We start from the raw sequence: 22,504 nt of genomic DNA, 5'->3' as shown, positions 1-22,504 counted from the left end.
TTCGCCACCGGCGCTTGCCTCGCTTACACCTACCGCGACCGGCTGACGGAACGAAAGCAAAGTGCCACTAGTCGTAAAGATTGCAGAAACCTGGGGATCGGCCGACACGATCCCAATGAGAGCAGCGTTTAGCCCTGCTCGATACAGGCTGGAAAGGATGATCCGCTCGGTTATTTATCTGGTCTTATTTTCAGAGCGTCGCCTGATGAACAAAACACTGCTCGGCGTGCGAACTTTGATGTCCGTGCCCAAGGACAATCCTGGTCTGGTCAAGGCGCAATACCTCGCTCTGTCTCGCCAATTGCCCATGATGTATTTCATCCTGCTGATCAACACCCTGATGCTGGCGGGCACCCACTTCGCGGTCGCGCCGCGCTGGCTGGTGGTGTATTGCCCGTTGATCATGACGTTGTTCGGCGTGATTCGTGCGGTGGAATGGATACGCACGCGAGGGCAGACGCGCAGCCCGGCGCAAATGCTGACGGCGCTGAAGCGCACCAATATGCTCGCGCCTTTTGTCGCCGTGGCGTTCACCGCCTGGTCGCTGGCGCTGTTTCCCTATGGCGATAGCTACACCCAGGCGCATGTCGCGTTCTATATGGCGATCACCGTAATCGGCTGCATTTTTTGCATGATGCACCTGCTGCCAGCCGCCCTGGTCACCGCGGCAGTGGTCAACACGGCGTTCGTGGTGTTCTTCGCGTCCACCAATATCATTACCTTTATTGCCACTGCAATTGACGTGCTGCTGGTGTCCATTGCCATGCTGGTCATTCTCAAGGCGCAATACACCGACTTCACCCGGTTGGTGAACATGCAGGCGCATACGGCAAAACTCAGCGAGGAAAACCTTCACCTGGCCAATCAGGACAGCCTGACCGGGCTGGCCAATCGGCGGCAGTTCTTTTCCCGCCTCGATACGCAGCTGTCCCGCGCCCGCGAGGAGGAGATTCGCCTGGCCGTGGGGCTGATCGACCTGGATGGCTTCAAGCCGGTCAACGATCTGTATGGCCACAGCATTGGTGACAAGCTGCTCTATCAGGTTGGCCAACGCCTGAGCGGGCTGCTCGACGACGATGTGCACCTGGCCCGGCTGGGCGGCGACGAGTTCGCTCTGATCATTACTCAGGCCATGAGCGACGACCAGTTGCGGGCGTTTGGCGAGAAAATCTGCGCCAGCATGCGCGAGCCATTTCTGCTCGTGGACATCCCTATTCAGATCAGTGCTTCACTGGGTATCGCGACCTTCCCGGATCAGGCATCCAGCCCCACGCAGGTATATGAATACGCCGACTATGCCCTGTACCAGAGCAAGCGCCATCGCCCCGGCACGGTCTGCCTATTCAGCGCAGCCCATCGCCAGCAGCTCAATCGCGAAGGACAGACCGAACAGGCCCTGCGCAGGGCCGATCTGGATAGTGAATTTCACGTGGTGTTCCAGCCCATCGTGGATATTCACCGTTCGCAAACCGTGGCGTTCGAGGCACTGGCACGCTGGGAGAGCCCGGAGTTGGGTAACGTGCCGCCCAGTGAATTCATCCCGATTGCCGAGCGCGTCGGCATGATCAATCGCCTCACGCTGCCATTGCTGAGAGAGGCGATGGACGTGGCCGCGAGCTGGCCTGCGGGTATGCGCCTGTCATTCAACCTGTCCGCCCATGACTGTGGTTCAGAGGACGCCGCCCAGCAGATCGTCGAGCTGATCAAGAGCAGCCGTTTCGACCCGACCTGCCTCGATCTGGAAATCACCGAAACCGCAGCCATCCAGGATCTGCCGCAGACCCAGCGAGCGATCAGCCGGTTTCGCGAGCTGGGCTGCGGCATTTCCCTCGACGACTTCGGCACCGGCTATTCCAGCCTGAGCCAGATCCACGCGCTGTCGCTGACCAAACTGAAGGTGGATCGCACCTTCGTCACCAACATCCACCTCGACCCGGCCAGCTTCAAGATCGTCAAGTCGCTGATTGCCCTGTGCCAGGACATGCAGCTGGAATGCATCGTCGAAGGCGTGGAAACCGCCGCAGAACTCGGCGCCCTGAAAAACCTCGGCTGCGCCTGGGCCCAGGGCTACCTGTTCTCAAAACCCATGCACGCCAGCGACATCAACACCTGGCTTGAAGGCGAGCAACTAACCAAGGTGCAAGCGATTTGATCCGCCGATAGGGCAAGGCGCAGCTCGCGTTCATGCCCTGAGAGCTACACAAACTCTGCCAGAAAATGCCAGGCTCAAAATGCAATAAGCCCGCAATTACGCGGGCTTCAGGGCATTTTTTGCTAGATCGTGCCGGGAAATGCCGGACGCGGGATCACTCCCACTCTCTTATCAACAGACGCCATGAAAGCATGTATTTAGTGGCTTTCAAGGAACTAATTTTTTCAAAACCATGAAAAATACCATGCAGGATAAAAATCACTTCTGAGGGCTAGCGTCGCCAAGATACATGCACTTAGAGGACGGCCCGCAGAAAGGAGACGCATCAGCACGGCAAGCTCAAAAGCTGCTCCCTCAGCGCAGACTTCGGCAAGCAATACGATGGCATCGACGAACCAGCCTGAAAAGCCTCTGCCATTGCCTCATCGTGACCACGATCTCTCACGTTCTTATCTCTGGCATATCATCTGAATGAATCGCTCCCCATTTCCAGAGATCCTCAAGCCTCAAGATGGTCCCCCAACGGCGGTGAGACCGTCCTCTTTTCGCCAGTTTCAAGCCACAGCGAAGGGCCGCTTTTGGCCGATAGCAGCCAGACACGGCAGGCAGTTACTGGCCAGGAGGGACGGTTTGAGTAGCGAAAATAAATCTGTTCCCTTTAACTACGCACTGATGGGCAGATGCGCTAATGGCCACCATGGACAAGATAAACCGTAGATGGGGGGGATGGCCTCAGGCTACATAGGATTCCAGCGCGCCCAGCGGGATATGTAGCAACTGATCGTCGGCCAGTGCCTCCAGCAGGTAGTCCAGTGTGGTGCGGACGCGCGGGGCAATCAGCGCACGGTGGGGATACTGGATCGCCAGCTCATAGCCACCTGGATGATGGTAGCGATGCAATAAAATCTTCAGGCGACCCTCGTGCAGGCTACGCCATGCGAGGTGCACGGCTACTTGAGCGATGCCGATGCCATCACACGCAGCCTGAACGATTGCTTCCGGTGCGGAGAGCGTGGCCACCGCCGAGTCCGCAGGGTCGAAGGTGACGACACTGTTGTCATCGGCGCGGAAAGACCAGGGCGCAACACATCCCCCCAGAAAGCGCCGGGCGATCAGCCGGTGTTCTCTCAGTTCCTCGGGCGAGCGAGGCACTCCATGCCGCGCGAGATAGTCAGGTGAGGCAGCGATGGCAACATTCAGGCGGCAGATTGGTCGTGATATCAGCGCCGAGTCCGGAAGGTTACCGCCTCTGATCGCGAGGTCATAACCATCGCGGACAAGATCAATGACCCGGTCGTCGAAATCTACGTCGACCGACAGACCTGGGTGTCTTGCTAGTAGGCCGGGCAGCACTGGCAACACATGGCCGCGACCGAACGCCGAGCTGGTCGATAGGCGAACCCGTCCGTTCGGCCCCAGACGCTGGGAGGCGACGGTTTCCACCGCAGTGTCGAGCGCTTCGAGGGCAACGCGTGCCTGTCGGAGAAAGGCGGTACCTTCGTCAGTGAGCTGTAGCGTGCGAGTGGTGCGGTTCATCAGGCGCACGCATAGATCCTTCTCGAGGTTGGCCACGTTCTTACTGATCGCCGCCGAGCTTACGCCCAGCAACCGGCCTGCCGCCGAAAAACTGCCAGCGTCGACCGCGTGCACGAATGACAGGATCGCGCGAACACGTTGAGAAGAGTCCATACATCCTCGCTTCAGCCAGCGACATCCAACACTGATTATCAACTCACAGTTGAAGACCCTTCAACCCTTACCTGGGTTTTTGTCATGACTGAGGCTCGCCAGAATGGCCTTCATCGATAGAGCAGAAGGATGATCGCCAATGTCGGCAGCTCTTGTGAGCATCGTTTATGACAGCGGATTCGGTCACACGCGCAAGACTGTGGCCAAGGATGTTGTCCGAGTTTCCGGCGTGACGGCACAGATGAGCGCCGCCGGTGAAGACATTCCTTGGCAGGTGCCGGCCAAAAGCCACGCCATCATTTCCGATTCGGCGCGCACATCTCCCGCACCATTGTCGATGGGTACACCGCAGTAGTTTGTCTCGAAGCTCCGTTGTTGAAGAAGGTGAACCAACATGAATCTCAGGAGAGCACTATTGACCATGGCAACGATGCTGGCGGCACAGATCGCGACCGCTCATCCTGTGGTGCATATGTCTGAACTTAGGATCGATGCTGCACAAGCACAGGCATTTGATGCGGCCGGACGGCACAACATGCAGCACTCTCTGCGCGAGGAGCCTGGCGTGCTGGCGATGCATGCCGTCTCAAGCCTGGATCGACCTGGGGTGGTGTATATGTTTGAGGTCTACAGCGGTGAGACCGCCTACAAGCATCACGTCGAAACCATGCATTACAAGGGTTTCGTCGACACGACTTGGTCATTCGTCGGCAGCAAGCAATCAATCGCAACCGAGCCAGTGCTCCTTGTGGAGAAGCCTGCATCGTTATCAGTGGTGCAGCGTGGTCGGACGCCAAAAACACGCATCGTTGAAGTTACGGTCAGGCGCGAGGACGTTGATGCGTTCCGTCGCATCGTGACCGCGGGGATGCGCGAGTCGATGAAGGTCGAGCCTGGCGTGCTGGCGATGTACGCAGTAATTCGCAAGGATCACCCAGAGCAGTGGATATTCTTCGAGATCTATGCCAGTGCCGATGCCTATGCGTCGCATCGAAAAACGCCGCACTTCATGGAATACCTGCGCCTGACTAGCGACATGCTGGTCGACAAGGGGCATATCGAGGTTGAGAACATCGCGCTGCATAGCCGCGGCGGTTTGCACGTCGACTCAACGGCGCCGAAGTAGACGCCAGATGACCTGAAACATAGAGGATTCGCCATGTTCTTCCAGAATGAACACCAACACCGCAGACCTGCATCTCCCTCTCGCGGGGTTCGCGCACGTGCCTTAACGCTCGCATCGTTGGCCTGCTTGACGCTTGCTTCGATACAGGTCAGCGCAAAAGCCCCCACCACCCAGGATGAATCTGCGCCCGCCTACTATGTCGCCGAGTTCGAGGCGACTGATCCTGACGGTATCAAGCCCTATAGTGCGCAAGTCGAGAAAACGTTCACTCCCTTCGGTGGCAGTTTCGTCATCCGCGGAGGAGTGTTAGATGTGAAAGAAGGTTTCGGCGCGCAGGGGCGTCTGGTTGCGATCCGTTTTCCGAGCCTAGCGCAAGCTCAGGCTTGGTATGAGTCCCCCTCCTACCAGGCCATTATCCCGATCCGACACCGCTCCGGAAACACGAGGACTTACATCGTCGAAGGACTACCGGGCTCCAAGTAGCGGCAGTGTTCCTGTCCCGGGCGGAGTGGCCACTGGTAATGGTACCTAGCCGAATCTCACATTGAACTAATAGAGGAAGAAGCATGAACCAACAGGCTCTCAAGGTGATTCTTTGTACCGCCGTTCTTTATGTCGGGGCAGCCAGTGCCGATAGCGATGCCCAACGTGTGCAGCAAATCATCCGGGGTGGTGAGCAAGCGTCCATCGCCGGATCTGAGCAGTTTTTCACCGGCCGGGTTCGGATTGATCCCATTTGGCCAGCCGACGAGCACATCAGTGCGTCCGGTGCTTTGGTTACTTTCGAGCCGGCTGCCAGGTCGGCTTGGCATACCCATCCAGCGGGACAAAGACTGGTGGTGTCCTCTGGCGTAGGCCTGACCCAGGAGTGGGGCAAGCCGATTCAGGTCGTTCGCCCTGGAGATGTGGTTTGGTGTCCCCCTGGCGTCAAGCATTGGCATGGGGCTGCGCCGACGACAGCCATGTCGCACATCGCGGTAACCGCCACATTGGATGGCCAAAACGTCAACTGGATGGAGAAGGTAAGCGATGAGCAGTATGGCCAGCCCCGTGAAGATTAAGTTCGCCGTACTCGTCGCGGCACTGACTACCGCATTGACGGCAAGTGCATCGGTTCAAATCGCTATCGCTCAGGAAAGTAAAAGTATGAGCTCGCCTACCACAGCTAACGTCAGTGAAGCCCTCAGTGTGCGCCAGCAGGCCATCGTTCCCGTTGCGGCGTTTGCGGCCTTGGGCGACATCTCCCGTCTCGGCGCGTCTCTCAATGCCGGGCTGGATTCCGGCTTGAGCATTAGCGATGCCCGTGAGGTGTTGGTGCAGTTGTATGCCTATGCCGGCTTTCCGCGCAGCTTGAATGCACTTGCCGAGCTGAAGAGGGTTGTGGATGAGCGCAAGGTTAATGGCAAAAAGGATGCTCTGGGCCGCGAGCCGAGCAAGCCCGCGCTGAAGGGCGACGCCCTGATGGCTGCAGGAACTGCGAACCAGACGGCACTTTCTGGCGCTCCAGTTGAAGGGCCTCTGTTCGACTTTGCCCCAGTTGCCAACGAGTACCTGAGAGCACACCTTTTCGGGGACATTTTTGAGCGAGACAACCTCGATTGGCAGAGCCGTGAGCTCGCGACAGTAAGCATGCTCTCCACCTTGCCCGGTGCCGAGTCGCAGTTACAGGCACACATGCGTATGAGCATGAATACAGGCGTGAGCGCAGCTCAGCTACGCGAACTCGTCCAGGTGCTGGCAGCGAAGGTGAGTGACGAAACATCTCAGAGAGCACTCCAGGCCTTGGAGCAGCACCTTGCCAGTAGATCGCCTTGACGGTGCCTGATAGGTGACGGTCTGGTGCTGCCTGCCGTATAGAGCTTACCGCCTCTTGTGTCCGCTTTTGGCCCAGAGTGTGTAAAAACGCTTCGTCAAAATTGAAGTACGCATGTCTACGTGAAATCTGAAATTTATCGGCGCGTCAGCAGATGTGGATTTCGCCCAGATGCGCGATTTCCAGTCCGTTTTTGAGTACCTGTCGCGCTCAAAAAAGTTTTTACACAGCCTCGGCCGATAGCGGCCTGTCATCTACATCTGCTCTTGGCCGGTAGCTGCTCCTCGTCACCGGCGACTGCTATCGACCCAAAACGAACATCCGTCGCAGCGCACGCTCTGCACCCCGTTGGGCCCGGTTATACGTCGGCTTGTTAGCCGAACCGAGCGGCTCTAAGATCGAACCATCTCAAGGTCATAGCCGGCCATGTGCTGCGCTGTGGATGGCAACAAAGGATCCTTCAGTGAAAATTCGAGAAATGTTTTGCGGGCTGGCCATATTGGCGATGGCCAGCCCGGTACTGGCGAACAAGTACATCATCGACATGCAGGGTGAATCGCCCAACCGCGTGATCGTGTATGCCAATGCGGAGGATATCGCCAGACTGGGTGGCAGTGCATTCTCCAAAACGCTGATCCAAGGGATGGAGCTGGAACTGGTCTACGAGGCGGCGGACAAGCCTCATTGGACGGTCATGGCGGCGCAATTCGAATGCCCCAACATGAATCGCATGATCATGCCGGACTTGAACGGAAGCAATGTGCGGGTTCCGAAAGATTTCGAGATCAAACTTGCATCCTTGCCGGAAGTAGACACCATCAGGTTCCGTTCCAATGGAGGTGGAACCTGGTCCCGGAAGAAGGACAGGTACGATGCAACACAACCCACGGATTGGCAAACGACCTCGAGCTACACCTTGCTGCAGGCCTATCGCATTGCCTGTCAGCCGGATGCTTTCTCGAGCGCACTGCAGGCGTCGGGTAACCCGGACCGCTCCATCAATAACGGACTGCTTGCAAAAAATATGGAAGGGCTGGGCATCCATGTTTTGGGCGTGGTTCCGATAGGTACTGGTGAGGATGCGGCGGATTTCACCTGGAAGCACATCTGGAAGGACTCGGTACGTCCACCCTCGGTAGCCGCGCGGGAAATGACGCCGGATGAAATCGCCGGACTCAAACGAAACGTGGCCGAGCTCAAGTCGAGAGTTGACCGTGAAGCAGATGAGACCAAAGCAACGCTCAAGAAGCTTGGCGGAGAACTTTCCTTTACCACCAAGGCTGCGCAATTGCGCGGCAAGCGCAAGCTGTCGCGGGCCGAGTCAACGCTGGTCCAGGTGTGGGTGGGGAAGACAGAACACGATGTGGTCGTGGTGAACGGGCCGCCGGCAATCAATGATGCCGGTGGGATGCGCTTTCTTTCCTACGGCAGCTCGTACGACAACCAGGTGCAGTGGGTGAATGCTTTCAATGGCGCCCCAATGGGCACGGCGGGCGGTTGGCAGTATTGCAACGTGCGCTATGTCCTGATGCCGGACGAGTCGGACAACGTATACAAGGTTGTCGATGTCCGGGTGACGGCTGACTCTGCAGGGGATACCCGCGGCATGCATGCCTGCGCCGACATCATGAACGCACCCGGCCGATAGACGGCACGGTAGGCGGTGTAACGTACTGCCCCGGAGAGCGGTCGTCCGGGGCTTACTTTACCCGCACCGCCATGCATTCCTTCAAACGCCTATAGGCGGCCTGCACGGCAATGGGTTTTATATCGACCATGGACTTGCCATCCATGCCGATGGTGTAGTGGGCAGTGTCGCTTTTATCCTTCAGAACCGAGTCAAACTTGAGCGACAGGATGAACCCCCCTCCCTGGCCGTCACTGCCGGGTATCTGGTAGGCCCCGACATCAGCATTGCCCAGCCCATTGCCGAATGTGACTCTTACGGTCTTAGGGGCTTTTACCTGGGGAATGTCCTTGCTGTTGAACCACAGCATCCCGTCGCCTTTTTTGGCCATGTCGGCATCCCACGGACCTGCAATTTTCAGCGAGGCCGTCTCGGTGATGAAACCTACGGAGCACTGGTAGCCATCGTTCACCGCCTTGTGCGACAGCACCCAAATGCCTTCCTTGCCTTTGTAGAACGGCGTGTTTGCCATTTTCCCGTCATTCGCCGAATTGCCACCACCCAACAGTTCCGTTGGTACCTGCGCCATCAAGGCCGTAGGAAGCAGTGCAAGCATGCATGCGGCGATGCGGGGGCGGAGTTTCATGTCGGCGTTCTCTCGAGGCGGTCTGCACATGTGGGAACGACCTGCTGGCCGTCGTGTGGCTTCGGTACATTCTGCTGGAATGCCCTATTAGCGGCAAGCACGGGTGGCCGGCGACCAGCAGCGTAGCCAGTGTAGTGGGCAGTGCACACAGCCGAGCTTGTGCGCGCGGCTGTGCCCCATGGGAGTACCCGTAACTTGGCTGAAGTGATGGACTGGGAATTTGATGGATATGTCCCCGCTTGACCTGACCAGCGAGGGTTGCTGTTCGCTACTACTGGTGTGCTGCGATCACTGGCTCTCCAAAGCAGGGGTCAGAGTAGGGAGCACCCCAGAAAAAAGGGGACAGATTTATTTTCCTCCATTGCTCTGACACTCTGCCCAATGCAGCTGTTGAGATCCGGGCACTTGGCCACGCTCGTTTCGGCCTGATACATCGCAATCATCAGAGTGTCCGTCATGGCGTTAGTCAGGTGCTTCCTATCTTCCACGGTGATGATCCCTACGAGATTGGCGGTTGCCTTTTGACTTACTAGGGCTACGAGAATATCAGACGCAAAAAGCCCGCAATTACGCGGGCTTTTGGTTTTCCTGACCACTTACTACCGGCTTACACCGGACGCGGGATCACTCCCACTCAATCGTCGCTGGCGGCTTGCTAGACACGTCATAGGTGACGCGGGAGATGCCGTCGATTTCGTTGATGATGCGGCCGCTGACGGTTTCCAGCAGTTCGTACGGCAGGTGCGCCCAGCGGGCGGTCATGAAGTCGATGGTTTCCACCGCACGCAGGGCCACGACCCAGGCGTAACGACGGCCGTCACCGACCACGCCAACCGATTTCACCGGCTGGAACACCACGAACGCCTGGCTGACCTTGTGGTACCAGTCGGCCTTGCGCAGTTCTTCGATGAAGATGTGGTCGGCACGACGCAGCAGGTCGGCGTACTCCTTCTTCACTTCACCGAGGATACGCACGCCCAGGCCCGGGCCTGGGAATGGGTGGCGGTAGACCATGTCGTACGGCAGGCCCAGTTCGAGGCCGAGGCGACGCACTTCGTCCTTGAACAGCTCACGCAGCGGTTCGACCAGCTTGAGGTTCATTTCCTCGGGCAGGCCGCCGACGTTGTGGTGCGACTTGATCACGTGGGCCTTGCCGCTCTTGGCGCCAGCGGACTCGATCACGTCCGGGTAGATGGTGCCTTGCGCCAGGAACTGAATGTTGTCGAGCTGGCTGGCCTGAGCATCGAACACGTCAATGAAGGTACGGCCGATGATCTTGCGCTTCTTCTCCGGGTCGGCTTCGCCAGCCAGGTTATCGAGGAACTGCGCTTCGGCGTTGGCGCGGATCACTTTGACGCCCATGTTCTCGGCGAACATGGCCATCACCTGCTCGCCTTCGTGCAGGCGCAGCAAGCCGTTGTCGACGAATACGCAGGTCAGCTGATCGCCGATGGCCTTGTGCAGCAGCGCCGCGACCACAGAGGAGTCCACACCGCCGGACAGGCCGAGCAACACGTTGGCATCACCAACCTGAGCGCGCACCTGGGCGATGGCGTCTTCGGCGATCTTCGACGGCGTCCACAGGGCTTCACAGCCGCAGATGTCGATGATGAAACGCGACAGGATGCGCTCGCCCTGCTTGGTGTGGGTCACCTCCGGGTGGAACTGCACGCCGTAGTAACCGCGCGCATCATCGAACATGCCGGCAATCGGGCAGCTCGGCGTGCTGGCCAGCACGTGGAAGCCAGCCGGGATCTCGGTGACCTTGTCGCCGTGGCTCATCCACACGTCCAGGCCGAATACGCCGTCGGCGTCGACATGGTCTTCGATGCCGTCGAGGATGCGGCTCTTGCCAACCACATCGACACGGGCGTAACCGAATTCGCGCAGGTCGGAACCGGCTACTCGGCCGCCAAGCTGCTCGGCCATGGTCTGCATGCCATAGCAGATGCCGAATACCGGCACGCCGAGGTCGAATACCGCTTGCGGGCAACGCGGGCTGTTGGCTTCGTGTACCGACTCCGGACCACCGGCGAGGATGACGCCGCGCGGTGCGAATTCGCGAATCGCGTCATCGTCCATGTCGAACGGGTGCAGCTCGCAATACACGCCGATCTCGCGCACACGGCGGGCGATCAGTTGGGTGTACTGGGAACCGAAATCGAGGATCAGGATGCGGTGAGCGTGAATGTCGAGGGCCATGACTAGTTCTCGTCAGTGGTAAGCAGAAACAACGCGGGGCTGTCGATAACAGCCCCGCTTACAGGTATTACCGAAGCATCAACCTACCCGGTAGTTCGGCGCTTCTTTGGTGATCTGCACGTCGTGGACGTGAGATTCGGCCATGCCGGCACCAGTGATACGGACGAACTCGGGCTTGGTGCGCATTTCTTCGATGGTCGCGCAACCGGTGTAACCCATGGAGGCACGCAGGCCGCCCATCAGCTGATGAACGATGGAGCCCATGGCGCCCTTGTAGGCCACGCGGCCTTCGATGCCTTCAGGCACCAGCTTCTCGGCACCGGCAGCGGAGTCCTGGAAGTAGCGATCCGAGGAACCCTGAGCCTGGGACATGGCGCCCAGCGAGCCCATGCCACGGTAGGCCTTGTAGGAGCGGCCCTGGAACAGCTCGATCTCGCCTGGAGCTTCTTCGGTACCGGCCAGCATGGAACCGATCATCACGCAGGAAGCACCGGCAACGATGGCCTTGGACAGGTCACCGGAGAAACGGATACCGCCATCGGCGATCAACGGAATGCCACTACCTTCCAGCGCGGCGGCAACGTTGGCCACTGCGGAGATCTGCGGCACGCCGACACCGGCGACGATACGGGTGGTACAGATCGAGCCAGGGCCGATGCCGACCTTGACCGCATCAGCGCCCGCTTCGGCCAGGGCCAGTGCCGCAGCGCCGGTGGCGATGTTGCCGCCGATCACCTGGATGTCCGGGAAGTTCTGCTTGACCCAGCGCACGCGCTCGATCACGCCCTTGGAGTGGCCGTGGGCGGTGTCGACGATGATCACGTCAACGCCGGCATTGGCGAGCGCGGCAACGCGGTCACCGGTGTCGGCACCAGTGCCGACGGCTGCGCCAACGCGCAGACGACCCTGGTCGTCCTTGCTGGCCAGCGGGTAGGCCTTGGCTTTTTCGATGTCCTTGACGGTCATCATGCCCTTGAGGGTGAAGGCATCGTCGACGATCAGGACCTTCTCGATACGGTGCTTGTGCAGCAGATCGCGAACGACGTCCTTGGCAGCACCTTCCTTGACAGTGACGAGACGCTCTTTTGGCGTCATCACTTCACGGACGGTAGCGTCCAGACGGTTCTCGAAACGCACATCGCGGGAGGTGACGATACCGACCAGCTCGCCATTGCTCAGAACGGGTACGCCAGAGATGTTGTTCTGGCGGGTCAGTTCGAACAGGTCACGCACGGTGGCGTCGGCCTCGATGGTAATCGGATCCTTGACCACACCCGCTTCGAACTTCTTGACCTTGCGCACTTCGGCAGCTTGCTGCTCGATGGTCATGTTCTTGTGGATGATGCCGATGCCGCCTTCCTGCGCCATGGCGATGGCCAAGCGGGCTTCGGTCACGGTATCCATGGCTGCGGACAGCAGCGGAATATTCAACTCGATGCCGCGGGTAAGGCGAGTCTTGAGGCTGACGTCCTTCGGCAGAACATCGGAGAAACCGGGGATAAGTAGAACGTCGTCGAAGGTAAGAGCTTCTTGACTGATACGCAGCATGGCGGGGGCTCCCAGACGGGAAAATTGGAAGCGCGCCATTATAGCGAGTCAGCCCCTGTCACTCAATGTAAAGAATGGATATCGACCGTTCGGCAATTAATATCAATGATTCTCAGCTGGCGGGGAACCGATGAGAATTCACGCAGCCTGATCTATTCAGGCTCAGGGAAGAGCTCCCCTTTCTACCGCAGCGCCGCGCCACAGACTGATCGTCACCAGGTTTGGCGCGGCTTGCGCAACAATCCCTAGGCGCTTACCAGAGCAACGGGATATCCCAAACGTTCGGCGAACTCTTCGAGAAAGGCCGGTGTGAACCGCGCCTCGGCCCAGCCGTTGAAGATAAAGCCCAGATTGGAAAAGCCGCAGGGCTGCAGGAACAGAAAACCGTTGATGTCGTCTTCGTGCCTGCATTCGGGGCAGGTGAAATTGTCGGTTTCTCCTGGCGTCCACTCGTCCAGACTTTCGAACAGCGCCTCACCGACCTCCTTACGGCACTCGGGGCAACCGGCCTCCTCGAGAAAATCGTCGATGGGCGTATAGATGCAGCGCCGGTAGATGACTTCCAGGCCGTTGATGGGTTGGTCGAACGGCAGCCTCTCGGCAAACTCCACCACCCGGCTCGCCCCTGGCGCGATGGCGTAGGCCATGCCACTGCGCCCACAAGTGGTGGGCAGTGCCGCGACGATATCGCGCTTGGCCAGCCAGCGCAGAATCTGCTGCGCCTTGCGTTCATGGCCGGGGAAGGTGGAGATGCGCGGAACGACGATACTCTGAGTTGCCATGCCCTTGCCTTGCGGGGAACCGTAAACCGCGAAGCTTAGGGCTTGCTGGCAGCCGATCACAAGCTGCACGACGCTGGGCCGACGGCCTGCAACGTGGCAGGCGGTGGCGAAAGCTGGCGGTTAGCGGCAGGCGAGTTCGTTGGCCTGGCGGCGTTGAAAGTAGCGCTCGCGCAGGTTGTCGTAGGCCAGGTTGTAGCCCAGGGTGTAGGGCAGGAAGAACAGAATCAGGCCGATATCCAGGAAGAATGCCGCCACCAGGCTGATCGACAGCCACCAGGCCGCCAGCGGCACCAGCACCAGAATCAGGCCTGCCTCGAACAGCAAGGCGTGGCTGATTCGTGCCCACAGGCCGCGCTCGAAGCCCATGCGGCGCTGGGCGGCGTCGAACATCACGTTGAAGATCATGTTCCAGAGCATGGCGATGGCCGAGAACATCAGCGTCAGGGCGCCCATGTGCGCCAGGGACTTGCCCATGGCCCAGGCCAGCAGCGGTGCGCACACCACCACGGCGATCACTTCGAACAGGGTTGCATGCAGCACGCGCTCCTTGAAGGAGCGGCGGGCGATATGGTTGGACTGATTCATTTCTGATGACTCGCAAGGTAACGTCGATGGGGCTATCCTCATCGGAAAAACAGCCAGAGCAAAGTTGCCAGCCATCGGCAAAACCGATATGAACCTCTCTCCCGAATCTCTCCAGGCGTTCGCCCAGGCGGCCGCCACCGGCTCGTTCAGCGCGGCGGCCAGGCGCCTGGGCAAAAGCCAATCGACGGTTAGCGAATCCATTGCGCGACTGGAAATCGACCTCAACGTCAGCCTATTCGAGCGCGGCGCGCGCCAGCTCACGCTCACCGAGGCTGGCTGCAGCCTCTTGAGCCGCGTACAGGATGTGCTGGCAGCATCCGATCGCCTGCTGCGCCAAGCCGGCCAATTGTCTGCAGGCCTGGAACCCAAGCTGACGCTGGTGCTGTCGGATGCCTACCAGGCGAGCCAGTATCAGGCTCGTCTGGTGGAGCTCGATCAGCGCTACCCGGATCTGGAATTTGAATGTTTTTTCGCCGAGCACGCTGATGTTCTCGACCTGGTCGGCCAGGGCCGCGTCAACCTGGGCCTGCTCGCCGCCCAGCCCAGCTACCCACCGGAACTAGCCCACGCCAGCCTGGCCGACTGCGCCGACTTCGGCCTGTTCGTGGCCAGGGGACATCCGCTTGGCCAACTACCGCGAGTCACTGCGGATGACCTGGCCCACTGGCGCGTACTGCGCCTGAGCACTGTGGCGAAGCAGGAAGAAGAACTGGACGATCTGCCGGGCAGCGGCGGACGCTGCTGGTCGGCGCCGGACTACCTGCTGCTACTGGAAATGGCCACGCTGGGCTTTGGCTGGGCTGCCCTGCCTCGCCAGTTGGTGATCGGCCATGGCGGCGATCGCCTGCAAGAACTGGCCATCAACGGCTGGCCCAAGCAGGTTTCGGTGGACGTGGTCTGGTCGCGGGAACGACCGCTGGGCCCGGCTGCCGCCTGGCTGCTGGAACGCCTCCTGAGCAGTTGAATACTCTTTCGCATCACAACGCGCTTCGCCTGCACCCCGTATATCTCACTTGCCAACAAGAGCCCATCGCCATGCTCACGGTCATCGCCCAAGATTTCATCAAGGTTGAACACATCGACGACGTACTGCCGCTGTACGCCGAGCTGGTTCGCAAAACACGCGAAGAGCCCCTGTGCCTGTCTTACGATTTGCATATCGATCAAAAGGATTCGGGCCACTTCGTTTTCATCGAAACCTGGCCAGACAAAGCGGCGCTGGACACGCACTGCAAGACCGAACATTTCAGGACGTTAGTACCGAAAATCGACAGCTACCGGCGCCAGCCTGGCACCTTCCTGTTAATGGACGCCTTTACCGAAAAGCCCAGCAAAGCCGAGCACTGAGCGGCACAAGTGTGCTCACCCGCAAACCCGCAACAAGCCCGATTGCTGTACACCCCGTCAAGGAGACGCCCATGATCACCTGCTGCCTGCGCTACATCATCGACCCTTACCAACTCGCCGAATTCGAGCACTACGCCAAGCTGTGGATACCACTGGTGGAGAAATTCGGCGGCCAGCATCACGGCTATTTCCTGCCATCGGAAGGTGCCAACAACGTGGCGCTGGCGCTGTTCAGCTTCCCCAGCCTGGCCACCTACGAGGAGTACCGTGAGCGCTCGATGCAGGATGCCGAGTGCCTGGAGGCCTTCGCCTATGCCCAGCAGAACCGCTGCGTCATCAGTTACGAGCGCAGCTTCATGCGCCCAGTGGGCGTAGCGCCTCGATAACGTCAGAACTCACCGGCGTAACAGACTGGTGAGCTGCTGTCCCCTCGCCGCTCCAGCTCATCCTCTAGAAAATCTTGCAGCACCTTGGCGTTGTTATGCTCGGTATCCCGTGCGGTGTACAGCAAGGTCAGGTTTCCCTCTGCGGCGCGGGCCAGCAGCCCCTGCCAGAACTCAGGGTGAGCGGCCAGCTCGCGGCGATAGGCATCGCGAAACCTCTCGTACGCCTCGACCTGATGCGCGAAGCTACGGCGCAACTGCGCTGACGGCGCCACGTCACGCAGCCATTGATCATGTGGCAGTGCATCCTTGCGGCACCCTCGTGGCCATAGGCGGTCGACCAGCACCCGGTAGCCGTCACCCTCCTCCTCTGGTTCGTAAACGCGTTTGCAACGGATCATCGTCAGCGTCCCTTGAGATTGCCCTACGGCCTCGGTAACGTGGCCGCTCGCAAACGGAGAGCCACATGTCTATCAGCCTTAAACACCTAGTGTTCACCCTGCTGCCACTGTTCGCCAGTTGCGCGGTGTATACGGGCAAACCCGTGGATCCGGAAAAATCCCAGACGCGCCTGCAAGGCGAACTGACTCGTGAAGCCGATCAACTGTGGTTCAAGCCATGCGAGGATCCACGCCGCTTCGCGATCACCGAGGGTAATACCAGCATCACGCAGGACAGCAGCGAGCTGCTCAGCGACGGCCATTCGGTTCTGTTCGCCGACCTGCGCGGGCTGATGGGCTCGACCACGGTCAGCGGCGCCGACGGCGGCATGGAACTGAGCCGCGTGTACCGGCTGCAAGGCGAAGGCCATGGCTGTGACGACCCCAACTTCAAGCGCACGCTGGTGCGCGCCAGCGGCCAGGAGCCGTTCTGGAGCGTAACCGTGAGCAATCAGGGCATGGTGCTCAGCGGCCCGGATCACGAGCCTCTGGCGCTACCGTATATGGAAGAGCAGCTGCCCGATGGTCGCACCAACCTGACCAGCGAAGCCAATGGCCAACGCGTCGAGCTGTGGATCGCGCCGCAGCGTTGCGTCAACACCATGAGCGGCGCGGTACAGCATCTGAGCGCCGAGCTGCGCCTCAATGGCAAGCTGATGCGCGGCTGCGCGGCATTCGGCGGAGCGCGTAACGACTGATCACAGTCACTGCTGGCACGGGATGTGTCGCAATCGGGCGGCGCATCCCGCTAAAGCAGGATGCCTTTGTCTCTGGCACGCTCATGGCAGAACTGCAGCACCTGACGGCGCTCGGCGTTGTCCATGCGGCTCCAGCGGGTGATCTCGTCGACGTTGCGCTGGCAACCGATGCAGATGTCCTCCTCGTCCAGTGCACAGACATGCACGCAGGGCGAGGCGACGGGACGTTCGACGGTTTGCATCAGTCTTCCTGCTCGGCGAGATCGGTGGCATAACGCTTGGCGTTCTGTACATAGTGAGCGGCACTGGCTTCGAGTAGTTTCTTCTGCTGCTCGGTGAGCTCACGCACCACCTTGCCCGGCGAGCCCACCACCAGAGAGCCATCGGGAATATCCTTGCCCTCGGCGATCAGCGCGTTGGCGCCGATGATGCAGTGCTTGCCGATACGCGCGCCATTGAGCACCACGGCATTGATGCCGACCAGACTGTAATCACCGACCGTACAGCCATGCAGCATGGCGTTATGGCCAACGGTGACGCCCTTGCCCAAGGTCAGCGGCGAGCCCATATCGGTGTGCAGCACTGCGCCGTCCTGCACGTTGCTGTCCTCGCCGATATGGATGAATTCGTTGTCGCCACGCAACACCGCACCGAACCACACGCTGGCACCCGCCTCAAGGCGTACCTTGCCGATCAGGGTGGCACTGGGTGCGACCCAGCTTTGCGGGTGCTGTTCGACACGGGCATTGCCCAGGCGGTATTTCATGGCGAAAGTCTCGGAGCCAGGCTCACTTGAGGTGAATGTAGTACTCGGGTGGGCGCTGCATGTCGATGCCGGCATCAAAGACCACGTTGACCAGTTCCACCAGCATGATCGCCGTCAGCCCCCAGATCTTGTACTCGCCATAGCGGTAACTCGGCACGTACCAGCTATGGCCGAGGTAATCGATGCGGTGGGTGACTTCACGGGGGTCATCACGGAAGAACGCCAGGGGTACGGAAAACACCGCGGCGATCTCGCCATCGTTGGCCTGATAGTCGACGAAGTCCGGCACCACGCCGACATAGGGCGTGACCTGAATGCCATGCCTGGAAACCAGCGTACTGAGCGGCCCGACGATCTCCACCAGGCCGGGCGGCAGGCCGATTTCTTCTTCGGCCTCACGCAGGGCGGTGTCGATCAGGTCGCGGTCTTCCGGGTCGCGACGACCACCGGGAAAGGCGACTTCGCCACCGTGAGTGGACAGACCACTGGCGCGCAGGGTGAGCACCACTTCGGGCTCTTCGCTGCGGGTGATGGGCACCAGCACCGCAGCCTCGGGAAAACCCTCCTGGGCTTCCATGAAGTGCGGGCTGTAGCCTCGAACGCGTTGGAGTAACTCGTCCAGCATGACCATTCTCGGAATTCTTCTGCGCCGGATAATGGCATGAAAGCGCGGCGCTGCCCAACCCCGCGCCGCCTGAACGTGAGCCAGCCCGCTACATCAACTCTTGAGGCGATAGCCGGTTTTGAATATCCACCCGACCGTAAGGATGCACGCCAGCAGGAAGCCGAGAATCATCCCCAGACTGACCAGCACGTTGACGTCGGATACGCCGTAGAAGCTCCAGCGGAACGCACTGATCAGGTAGACCACTGGGTTGAACAGAGTCACCGTCTGCCACACCGGTGGCAGCATGCTGATCGAGTAGAAGCTGCCACCGAGAAAAGTCAGCGGCGTGACGATCAGCGCCGGGACGATCTGCAGCTTCTCCCAGCCATCGGCCCACACGCCGATGATGAAGCCGAACAGGCTGAAGGTCAGCGCCGTGAGCACCAGGAAGGCCAGCATCCAGAACGGATGAAGAATCTCGAAATCGACGAACAACCGCGCCGTGGCGAGGATGATCAGGCCGAGCACGATGGACTTGGTGGCCGCTGCGCCGACGTAGCCGAGGAGAATTTCCAGGTAGGAAATCGGCGCCGACAGCACTTCGTAGATGGTGCCCGAATACTTGGGCATATAGATGCCAAACGAGGCATTGGAGATGCTCTCGGTCAGCAGCGCCAGCATGATCAGGCCGGGGATGATGAAGGCGCCGTAACTGACGCCATGCACCTGAGTCATGCTCGAACCGATGGCCGAGCCGAACACCACGAAATACAGCGAGGTGGTGATCACCGGCGTGGCGATGCTCTGCAACAGGGTGCGCCAGGTACGGGCCAGCTCGAATAGGTAGATGGCGCGGATCGCGTAGAAATTCATGTCCGATCCCTCACCAGACTGACGAAGATGTCCTCCAGCGAACTCTCGCTCGACTGCAGATCCTTGAAGGCGATGCCGTGCTGAGCGAGCGCCTGAAGCAATGCGGCGATGCCGGTATCCTCCTGCTGGCCGTCGAAGCTGTAGACCAGCTCGTAGCCGTCGTCGCGCAATTGCAGGTCATCACGCTGCAGCGCGGGCGGCAGTTCGCTCAGCGGCTGCTGCAGGTGCAGGGTCAGCTGTTTCTTGCCGAGCTGGCGCATCAGGGTGTCCTTGTCCTGCACCAGAATGATCTCGCCCTTGCGGATCACGCCGATGCGGTCGGCCATTTCCTCGGCCTCTTCAATGTAGTGGGTGGTCAGAATGATGGTCACGCCGCGCTCGCGCAGCTTGCGCACCATTTCCCACATGTTGCGGCGCAGCTCGACATCGACCCCGGCGGTCGGCTCGTCGAGAAACAGAATCTCCGGCTCATGGGACAGCGCCTTGGCGATCATCACCCGGCGCTTCATGCCACCGGACAGTTCGAAGATGCGCGCATCCTTCTTGTCCCACAGCGACAGGTCTCGCAGCAGTTGCTCCAGATACGCGTTGTCTGGCGCCTTGCCGAACAGGCCACGGCTGAAACGCACCGCCGCCCAGACGCTCTCGAAACCTTCGTTGAACAGCTCCTGGGGCACCAGACCGATCTTCGAGCGGGCCGCCCGATAGTCGCGCAGGATGTCGTGACCGCCCACCGTCACCGAACCGCTGCCGGGATTGACGATGCCGCAGATGATGCTGATCAGCGTGGTTTTGCCTGCGCCGTTGGGGCCCAGCAGCGCGAAGATCTCGCCCTTGTGGATGTCCAGATCGATGGATTTCAACGCCGGGTGCCCCGACGCGTAGGTTTTGTTCAACTGCTGAATAGAAATGACCGGTTGCACGGCATCGCCTTGATCCTGAAAACAGTCGGCCATTGTAAAGAAATGCTACAAGCCCTGCTGCCCCGCTCAGCGCCACAAGAGCAATCACCGGGGCTGCATCGCCACGAGGTGCACCTCAACAGTGCCTGGATACGTTGAATTCGGAACACGGGCACGACAAAGCAGTCGGATAAACGGCACACTCTGGTACTTCACAGCGAACCCTTCAGATACAAGGATCATGCAATGGCTTTCAAACACCTGATTGGCGGCGCCGCTCTGCTCGCCATGCTCGCCGGCTGCAGTTCGACCGACACAGCGCCCACCCAGGCCTCGAAACCCGCCAACAACAACGGCAAATGTACTGCCGAAGCCGCTCAGAACCTGCTCGGCCAGGTCGCCACCGCGGAAATCGTCGAACAGGCCCGCGAACAGTCTGGCGCCCGCACTGCACGGGTACTCTCGCCCGGCGACATGGTCACCCTGGACTACGACTCCCAGCGCCTGAACATCGACATCACTGAAGCAGAAGTGATCGAGCGCATCGCCTGCGGTTGAATACGTACAACCGCGACTAATCTGCGGCACAATCGGGCCACTCCACCGCCACGGATCGGATCTGGCCCATGCAGATAGATGAAGAACTGACGCTCAAGAAGCTGGAAATCTTTCTGGCTTTCATGCGCAGCGGCAACCTTTCGAAAGCGGCCAGCGAGCTGGATACCAGCAATGTAAGCGTGCACCGTGCCATTCACTCGCTGGAAAGCGCCCTGCGTTGCCCATTGTTCAAGCATGAAGGGCGCAACCTGATTCCCCTGGAAAGCGCCTACGTGCTGGAGGAAAAGGCGCGCAAGCTGGTGCAGGACGTTGTCGATACCGTGCGCCTGACCCGGGAAGCCGCAGGCTTCTCGGCCGAGCGATTCAAGCTCGGCTCGCTGTATTCGCTGACGGTGAAAACCGTGCCGCAGTTGATCATGGGCCTGAAAATTCGCCGTAGCGAGCTGAACATCGACCTTATCCTCGGCTCCAATGCCGATCTAATGTACAAGCTCAAGAACATGGAGCTGGATGCCATTCTGGTCGCCCTCGACGAAAGTGTCAGCGATCAGGACTGCGATCAACTGGCATTGTTCGCCGACGATATCTTCCTTGCCGTGCCAAACGACTCGCCCTTCGCCAACCAGTCCGATGTCGACCTGGCAGAGTTACGCGACGCCACCTTCATCACCCTGAGCCAGGGCTATGCGACGTTTCGTGATGGCGAGCAGGTGTTTCGCCAAGCCGGTTTCGAGCCCAATGTGGCGATGCAGGTGAAAGATATTTTCACCCTGCTGAGCATGGTCAGCTCCGGTGTCGGCTATGCGCTGCTCCCGGGCCGCGTGGCGGCGGTCTATGAGAATCGCGTGCGGCTGATCCCATTACAGGCGAAGTATCACCTGCAGCAGCATATCGGTGTGGTGTTCCTCAAGGCCAAGGAGCGCGACCCCAACTTGCTCGCGCTCCTCGCCGAGTGCCGTATGTACAGCCTCGGCCAGCACCCTGACGATATTAGGCGAACAGACCACGCATGATGAAGTACAGCAGCGACGGCCCAAGCAGGCAGCCAAGAGCGGTGTAGAACGCAGCCGTCAAGCAACCATACGGCACCAACTTCGGGTCGGTGGCGGCCAGGCCACCAGCCACACCACTGGACGTCCCCATCAAGCCGCCGAAAATCACCGCACTGCGCGGATTGTTCAGGCCGATATAAGGCGCCACGAATGGTGTGGCAACCATCACCAGAATCGCCTTGATCAGGCCGGCGGCAATGGACAGCGCCATCACGTCGGAGCTGGCGCCAATCGCCGCACCAGTCACCGGGCCAACGATATAGGTCACCGCGCCGGCACCGATGGTCGTCAGGCTCACCACATCGGTGTACCCAAAGGCCATGGCCACGGCAACGCCGGCAATGAACGACGTGCCGATACCGACGAACAACGCCAGCACGCCAGAGAAACCAGCACGTTTCAACTCTTCGACATTGACCCCGAACGCCGTGGCAACGATGGCGAAGTCACGCAACATGGCGCCGCCAAGCAGACCGATACCAGTAAACAGCGGGATATCCACCAGCCCCTTCTGCCCACCGGTGTACAAGCCACCGAAATAAGACAACACCAGGCCCAACAGGATGGCGATGGCTGAGCCATGCAGGCGCCCGTTGGTTACTTTGTCGGAGAACCAGTAAGACACCCACATGGTGATGCCGATGATGGCGAAACCGCTGATCAGGCTGTAGCTGGTGATCACTTTCATCAAGGATTCGTACATGGCAA

General features: G+C 59.8%; 26 protein-coding genes. 13 read left to right on the top strand and 13 right to left on the bottom strand.

Going from position 1 to position 22,504, the window contains the following annotated elements:
* The first annotated feature begins 205 nt into the window (after positions 1-205).
* Complete coding sequence (locus tag ACZ3GY_RS04705) at positions 206-2,152, top strand: putative bifunctional diguanylate cyclase/phosphodiesterase (RefSeq protein ID WP_465909107.1); 1,947 nt, start codon at positions 206-208, stop codon at positions 2,150-2,152.
* Between the two features lie 732 nt (positions 2,153-2,884).
* On the opposite strand, the gene ACZ3GY_RS04700 is transcribed toward ACZ3GY_RS04705, so the two are convergent.
* Complete coding sequence (locus ACZ3GY_RS04700) at positions 2,885-3,841, bottom strand: LysR family transcriptional regulator (protein WP_465909106.1); 957 nt, start codon at positions 3,839-3,841, stop codon at positions 2,885-2,887.
* A 139-nt stretch (positions 3,842-3,980) separates the two neighbouring features.
* Between ACZ3GY_RS04700 and ACZ3GY_RS04695 the strand changes: the two genes are divergently transcribed.
* From ACZ3GY_RS04695 to ACZ3GY_RS04670, 6 genes are all read left to right on the top strand, one after another.
* On the top strand, positions 3,981-4,196 hold the full coding sequence (locus ACZ3GY_RS04695; RefSeq protein ID WP_465909105.1) for a hypothetical protein: 216 nt from the start codon (positions 3,981-3,983) through the stop codon (positions 4,194-4,196).
* Positions 4,197-4,262: 66 nt separating this feature from the next.
* Entirely contained in the window at positions 4,263-4,967 is a 705-nt protein-coding gene (locus ACZ3GY_RS04690; protein ID WP_465909235.1) for a putative quinol monooxygenase, read from the top strand.
* Between the two features lie 33 nt (positions 4,968-5,000).
* Positions 5,001-5,450, top strand: a complete 450-nt coding sequence (locus ACZ3GY_RS04685; RefSeq protein WP_465909103.1) for a DUF1330 domain-containing protein — start codon at positions 5,001-5,003, stop codon at positions 5,448-5,450.
* An 83-nt stretch (positions 5,451-5,533) separates the two neighbouring features.
* Positions 5,534-6,028 carry a (R)-mandelonitrile lyase gene (locus ACZ3GY_RS04680; protein WP_465909102.1) on the top strand — a complete coding sequence of 165 codons (495 nt, stop codon included), beginning with the start codon at positions 5,534-5,536 and terminating at the stop codon, positions 6,026-6,028.
* Positions 5,997-6,782: a carboxymuconolactone decarboxylase family protein gene (locus tag ACZ3GY_RS04675; protein ID WP_465909101.1), complete on the top strand. Its 786-nt coding sequence runs from the start codon at positions 5,997-5,999 to the stop codon at positions 6,780-6,782. The genes ACZ3GY_RS04680 and ACZ3GY_RS04675 overlap by 32 nt, the downstream gene beginning before the upstream one ends.
* A gap of 461 nt (positions 6,783-7,243) precedes the next feature.
* Positions 7,244-8,428 carry a hypothetical protein gene (locus tag ACZ3GY_RS04670; RefSeq protein WP_465909100.1) on the top strand — a complete coding sequence of 395 codons (1,185 nt, stop codon included), beginning with the start codon at positions 7,244-7,246 and terminating at the stop codon, positions 8,426-8,428.
* A 52-nt stretch (positions 8,429-8,480) separates the two neighbouring features.
* Here ACZ3GY_RS04670 and ACZ3GY_RS04665 read toward each other — a convergent pair whose 3' ends face one another.
* The 5 genes from ACZ3GY_RS04665 to ACZ3GY_RS04645 form a co-directional block, all read right to left on the bottom strand.
* A complete protein-coding gene (locus tag ACZ3GY_RS04665) occupies positions 8,481-9,053 on the bottom strand; it encodes a hypothetical protein (RefSeq protein WP_463564124.1) in 573 nt (190 codons plus the stop codon).
* A gap of 624 nt (positions 9,054-9,677) precedes the next feature.
* The gene (gene guaA, locus ACZ3GY_RS04660; protein WP_225839499.1) at positions 9,678-11,255 is read right to left on the bottom strand and encodes a glutamine-hydrolyzing GMP synthase; all 1,578 of its coding nucleotides are present in this window, start codon (positions 11,253-11,255) and stop codon (positions 9,678-9,680) included.
* Positions 11,256-11,333: 78 nt separating this feature from the next.
* Entirely contained in the window at positions 11,334-12,803 is a 1,470-nt protein-coding gene (gene guaB, locus ACZ3GY_RS04655) for an IMP dehydrogenase (RefSeq protein WP_225839496.1), read from the bottom strand.
* Positions 12,804-13,048: 245 nt separating this feature from the next.
* Positions 13,049-13,585: a sugar ABC transporter ATPase gene (locus ACZ3GY_RS04650; RefSeq protein ID WP_465909099.1), complete on the bottom strand. Its 537-nt coding sequence runs from the start codon at positions 13,583-13,585 to the stop codon at positions 13,049-13,051.
* A gap of 120 nt (positions 13,586-13,705) precedes the next feature.
* Entirely contained in the window at positions 13,706-14,170 is a 465-nt protein-coding gene (locus ACZ3GY_RS04645; RefSeq protein ID WP_465909098.1) for a multidrug/biocide efflux PACE transporter, read from the bottom strand.
* Positions 14,171-14,258: 88 nt separating this feature from the next.
* Here ACZ3GY_RS04645 and ACZ3GY_RS04640 point away from each other — a divergent pair, with 88 nt between their 5' ends.
* From ACZ3GY_RS04640 to ACZ3GY_RS04630, 3 genes are all read left to right on the top strand, one after another.
* The gene (locus tag ACZ3GY_RS04640) at positions 14,259-15,134 is read left to right on the top strand and encodes a LysR family transcriptional regulator (RefSeq protein ID WP_465909096.1); all 876 of its coding nucleotides are present in this window, start codon (positions 14,259-14,261) and stop codon (positions 15,132-15,134) included.
* A gap of 71 nt (positions 15,135-15,205) precedes the next feature.
* Entirely contained in the window at positions 15,206-15,517 is a 312-nt protein-coding gene (locus ACZ3GY_RS04635) for a putative quinol monooxygenase (protein ID WP_465909095.1), read from the top strand.
* Between the two features lie 71 nt (positions 15,518-15,588).
* Entirely contained in the window at positions 15,589-15,903 is a 315-nt protein-coding gene (locus tag ACZ3GY_RS04630; RefSeq protein WP_465909094.1) for an NIPSNAP family protein, read from the top strand.
* A 2-nt stretch (positions 15,904-15,905) separates the two neighbouring features.
* Here ACZ3GY_RS04630 and ACZ3GY_RS04625 read toward each other — a convergent pair whose 3' ends face one another.
* A complete protein-coding gene (locus ACZ3GY_RS04625) occupies positions 15,906-16,301 on the bottom strand; it encodes a DUF488 domain-containing protein (protein WP_465909093.1) in 396 nt (131 codons plus the stop codon).
* A gap of 65 nt (positions 16,302-16,366) precedes the next feature.
* Between ACZ3GY_RS04625 and ACZ3GY_RS04620 the strand changes: the two genes are divergently transcribed.
* Positions 16,367-17,038: a COG3650 family protein gene (locus tag ACZ3GY_RS04620; RefSeq protein WP_463564117.1), complete on the top strand. Its 672-nt coding sequence runs from the start codon at positions 16,367-16,369 to the stop codon at positions 17,036-17,038.
* A 50-nt stretch (positions 17,039-17,088) separates the two neighbouring features.
* Here the strand turns inward: ACZ3GY_RS04620 and ACZ3GY_RS04615 are convergent, their stop codons facing one another.
* The 5 genes from ACZ3GY_RS04615 to ACZ3GY_RS04595 all read right to left on the bottom strand — a co-directional run bounded on the left by ACZ3GY_RS04615 (position 17,089) and on the right by ACZ3GY_RS04595 (position 20,207).
* The gene (locus tag ACZ3GY_RS04615; RefSeq protein WP_463564116.1) at positions 17,089-17,280 is read right to left on the bottom strand and encodes a DUF1289 domain-containing protein; all 192 of its coding nucleotides are present in this window, start codon (positions 17,278-17,280) and stop codon (positions 17,089-17,091) included.
* Positions 17,280-17,804 carry a gamma carbonic anhydrase family protein gene (locus ACZ3GY_RS04610; protein ID WP_465909091.1) on the bottom strand — a complete coding sequence of 175 codons (525 nt, stop codon included), beginning with the start codon at positions 17,802-17,804 and terminating at the stop codon, positions 17,280-17,282. Before ACZ3GY_RS04610 ends, ACZ3GY_RS04615 begins: the two co-directional genes overlap by 1 nt.
* Positions 17,805-17,826: 22 nt before the next feature.
* Positions 17,827-18,429 carry a CoA pyrophosphatase gene (locus ACZ3GY_RS04605; RefSeq protein WP_465909090.1) on the bottom strand — a complete coding sequence of 201 codons (603 nt, stop codon included), beginning with the start codon at positions 18,427-18,429 and terminating at the stop codon, positions 17,827-17,829.
* Positions 18,430-18,522: 93 nt separating this feature from the next.
* On the bottom strand, positions 18,523-19,284 hold the full coding sequence (locus ACZ3GY_RS04600) for an ABC transporter permease (RefSeq protein WP_042552012.1): 762 nt from the start codon (positions 19,282-19,284) through the stop codon (positions 18,523-18,525).
* Entirely contained in the window at positions 19,281-20,207 is a 927-nt protein-coding gene (locus ACZ3GY_RS04595; protein ID WP_465909234.1) for an ABC transporter ATP-binding protein, read from the bottom strand. The genes ACZ3GY_RS04600 and ACZ3GY_RS04595 overlap by 4 nt, the downstream gene beginning before the upstream one ends.
* Positions 20,208-20,432: 225 nt before the next feature.
* Here ACZ3GY_RS04595 and ACZ3GY_RS04590 point away from each other — a divergent pair, with 225 nt between their 5' ends.
* Positions 20,433-20,744 carry an I78 family peptidase inhibitor gene (locus tag ACZ3GY_RS04590; RefSeq protein ID WP_465909089.1) on the top strand — a complete coding sequence of 104 codons (312 nt, stop codon included), beginning with the start codon at positions 20,433-20,435 and terminating at the stop codon, positions 20,742-20,744.
* A 68-nt stretch (positions 20,745-20,812) separates the two neighbouring features.
* Complete coding sequence (locus ACZ3GY_RS04585; protein WP_465909088.1) at positions 20,813-21,757, top strand: LysR family transcriptional regulator; 945 nt, start codon at positions 20,813-20,815, stop codon at positions 21,755-21,757.
* Here the strand turns inward: ACZ3GY_RS04585 and madM are convergent.
* Positions 21,735-22,499: a malonate transporter subunit MadM gene (gene madM / locus ACZ3GY_RS04580; RefSeq protein ID WP_463564112.1), complete on the bottom strand. Its 765-nt coding sequence runs from the start codon at positions 22,497-22,499 to the stop codon at positions 21,735-21,737. The two genes, ACZ3GY_RS04585 and madM, sit on opposite strands and share 23 nt — an antisense overlap.
* Positions 22,500-22,504 lie beyond the last annotated feature (5 nt).

The organism is Pseudomonas sp. PME37.24/006, assembly GCF_055556635.1.
The sequence above is the reverse complement of the archived record's forward strand: the minus strand, read 5'-3'. Positions and strand labels throughout refer to the sequence as shown.

Coding starts and splice junctions, on each gene's coding strand:
- ACZ3GY_RS04705 (WP_465909107.1), top strand. CDS start 206: ATGAACAAAACACTGCTCGGCGTGCGAACTTTGATGTCCGTGCCCAAG.
- ACZ3GY_RS04700 (WP_465909106.1), bottom strand. CDS start 3,841: ATGGACTCTTCTCAACGTGTTCGCGCGATCCTGTCATTCGTGCACGCG.
- ACZ3GY_RS04695 (WP_465909105.1), top strand. CDS start 3,981: ATGTCGGCAGCTCTTGTGAGCATCGTTTATGACAGCGGATTCGGTCAC.
- ACZ3GY_RS04690 (WP_465909235.1), top strand. CDS start 4,263: ATGGCAACGATGCTGGCGGCACAGATCGCGACCGCTCATCCTGTGGTG.
- ACZ3GY_RS04685 (WP_465909103.1), top strand. CDS start 5,001: ATGTTCTTCCAGAATGAACACCAACACCGCAGACCTGCATCTCCCTCT.
- ACZ3GY_RS04680 (WP_465909102.1), top strand. CDS start 5,534: ATGAACCAACAGGCTCTCAAGGTGATTCTTTGTACCGCCGTTCTTTAT.
- ACZ3GY_RS04675 (WP_465909101.1), top strand. CDS start 5,997: ATGAGCAGTATGGCCAGCCCCGTGAAGATTAAGTTCGCCGTACTCGTC.
- ACZ3GY_RS04665 (WP_463564124.1), bottom strand. CDS start 9,053: ATGAAACTCCGCCCCCGCATCGCCGCATGCATGCTTGCACTGCTTCCT.
- guaA (WP_225839499.1), bottom strand. CDS start 11,255: ATGGCCCTCGACATTCACGCTCACCGCATCCTGATCCTCGATTTCGGT.
- guaB (WP_225839496.1), bottom strand. CDS start 12,803: ATGCTGCGTATCAGTCAAGAAGCTCTTACCTTCGACGACGTTCTACTT.
- ACZ3GY_RS04650 (WP_465909099.1), bottom strand. CDS start 13,585: ATGGCAACTCAGAGTATCGTCGTTCCGCGCATCTCCACCTTCCCCGGC.
- ACZ3GY_RS04645 (WP_465909098.1), bottom strand. CDS start 14,170: ATGAATCAGTCCAACCATATCGCCCGCCGCTCCTTCAAGGAGCGCGTG.
- ACZ3GY_RS04640 (WP_465909096.1), top strand. CDS start 14,259: ATGAACCTCTCTCCCGAATCTCTCCAGGCGTTCGCCCAGGCGGCCGCC.
- ACZ3GY_RS04635 (WP_465909095.1), top strand. CDS start 15,206: ATGCTCACGGTCATCGCCCAAGATTTCATCAAGGTTGAACACATCGAC.
- ACZ3GY_RS04630 (WP_465909094.1), top strand. CDS start 15,589: ATGATCACCTGCTGCCTGCGCTACATCATCGACCCTTACCAACTCGCC.
- ACZ3GY_RS04625 (WP_465909093.1), bottom strand. CDS start 16,301: ATGATCCGTTGCAAACGCGTTTACGAACCAGAGGAGGAGGGTGACGGC.
- ACZ3GY_RS04620 (WP_463564117.1), top strand. CDS start 16,367: ATGTCTATCAGCCTTAAACACCTAGTGTTCACCCTGCTGCCACTGTTC.
- ACZ3GY_RS04615 (WP_463564116.1), bottom strand. CDS start 17,280: ATGCAAACCGTCGAACGTCCCGTCGCCTCGCCCTGCGTGCATGTCTGT.
- ACZ3GY_RS04610 (WP_465909091.1), bottom strand. CDS start 17,804: ATGAAATACCGCCTGGGCAATGCCCGTGTCGAACAGCACCCGCAAAGC.
- ACZ3GY_RS04605 (WP_465909090.1), bottom strand. CDS start 18,429: ATGCTGGACGAGTTACTCCAACGCGTTCGAGGCTACAGCCCGCACTTC.
- ACZ3GY_RS04600 (WP_042552012.1), bottom strand. CDS start 19,284: ATGAATTTCTACGCGATCCGCGCCATCTACCTATTCGAGCTGGCCCGT.
- ACZ3GY_RS04590 (WP_465909089.1), top strand. CDS start 20,433: ATGGCTTTCAAACACCTGATTGGCGGCGCCGCTCTGCTCGCCATGCTC.
- ACZ3GY_RS04585 (WP_465909088.1), top strand. CDS start 20,813: ATGCAGATAGATGAAGAACTGACGCTCAAGAAGCTGGAAATCTTTCTG.
- madM (WP_463564112.1), bottom strand. CDS start 22,499: ATGTACGAATCCTTGATGAAAGTGATCACCAGCTACAGCCTGATCAGC.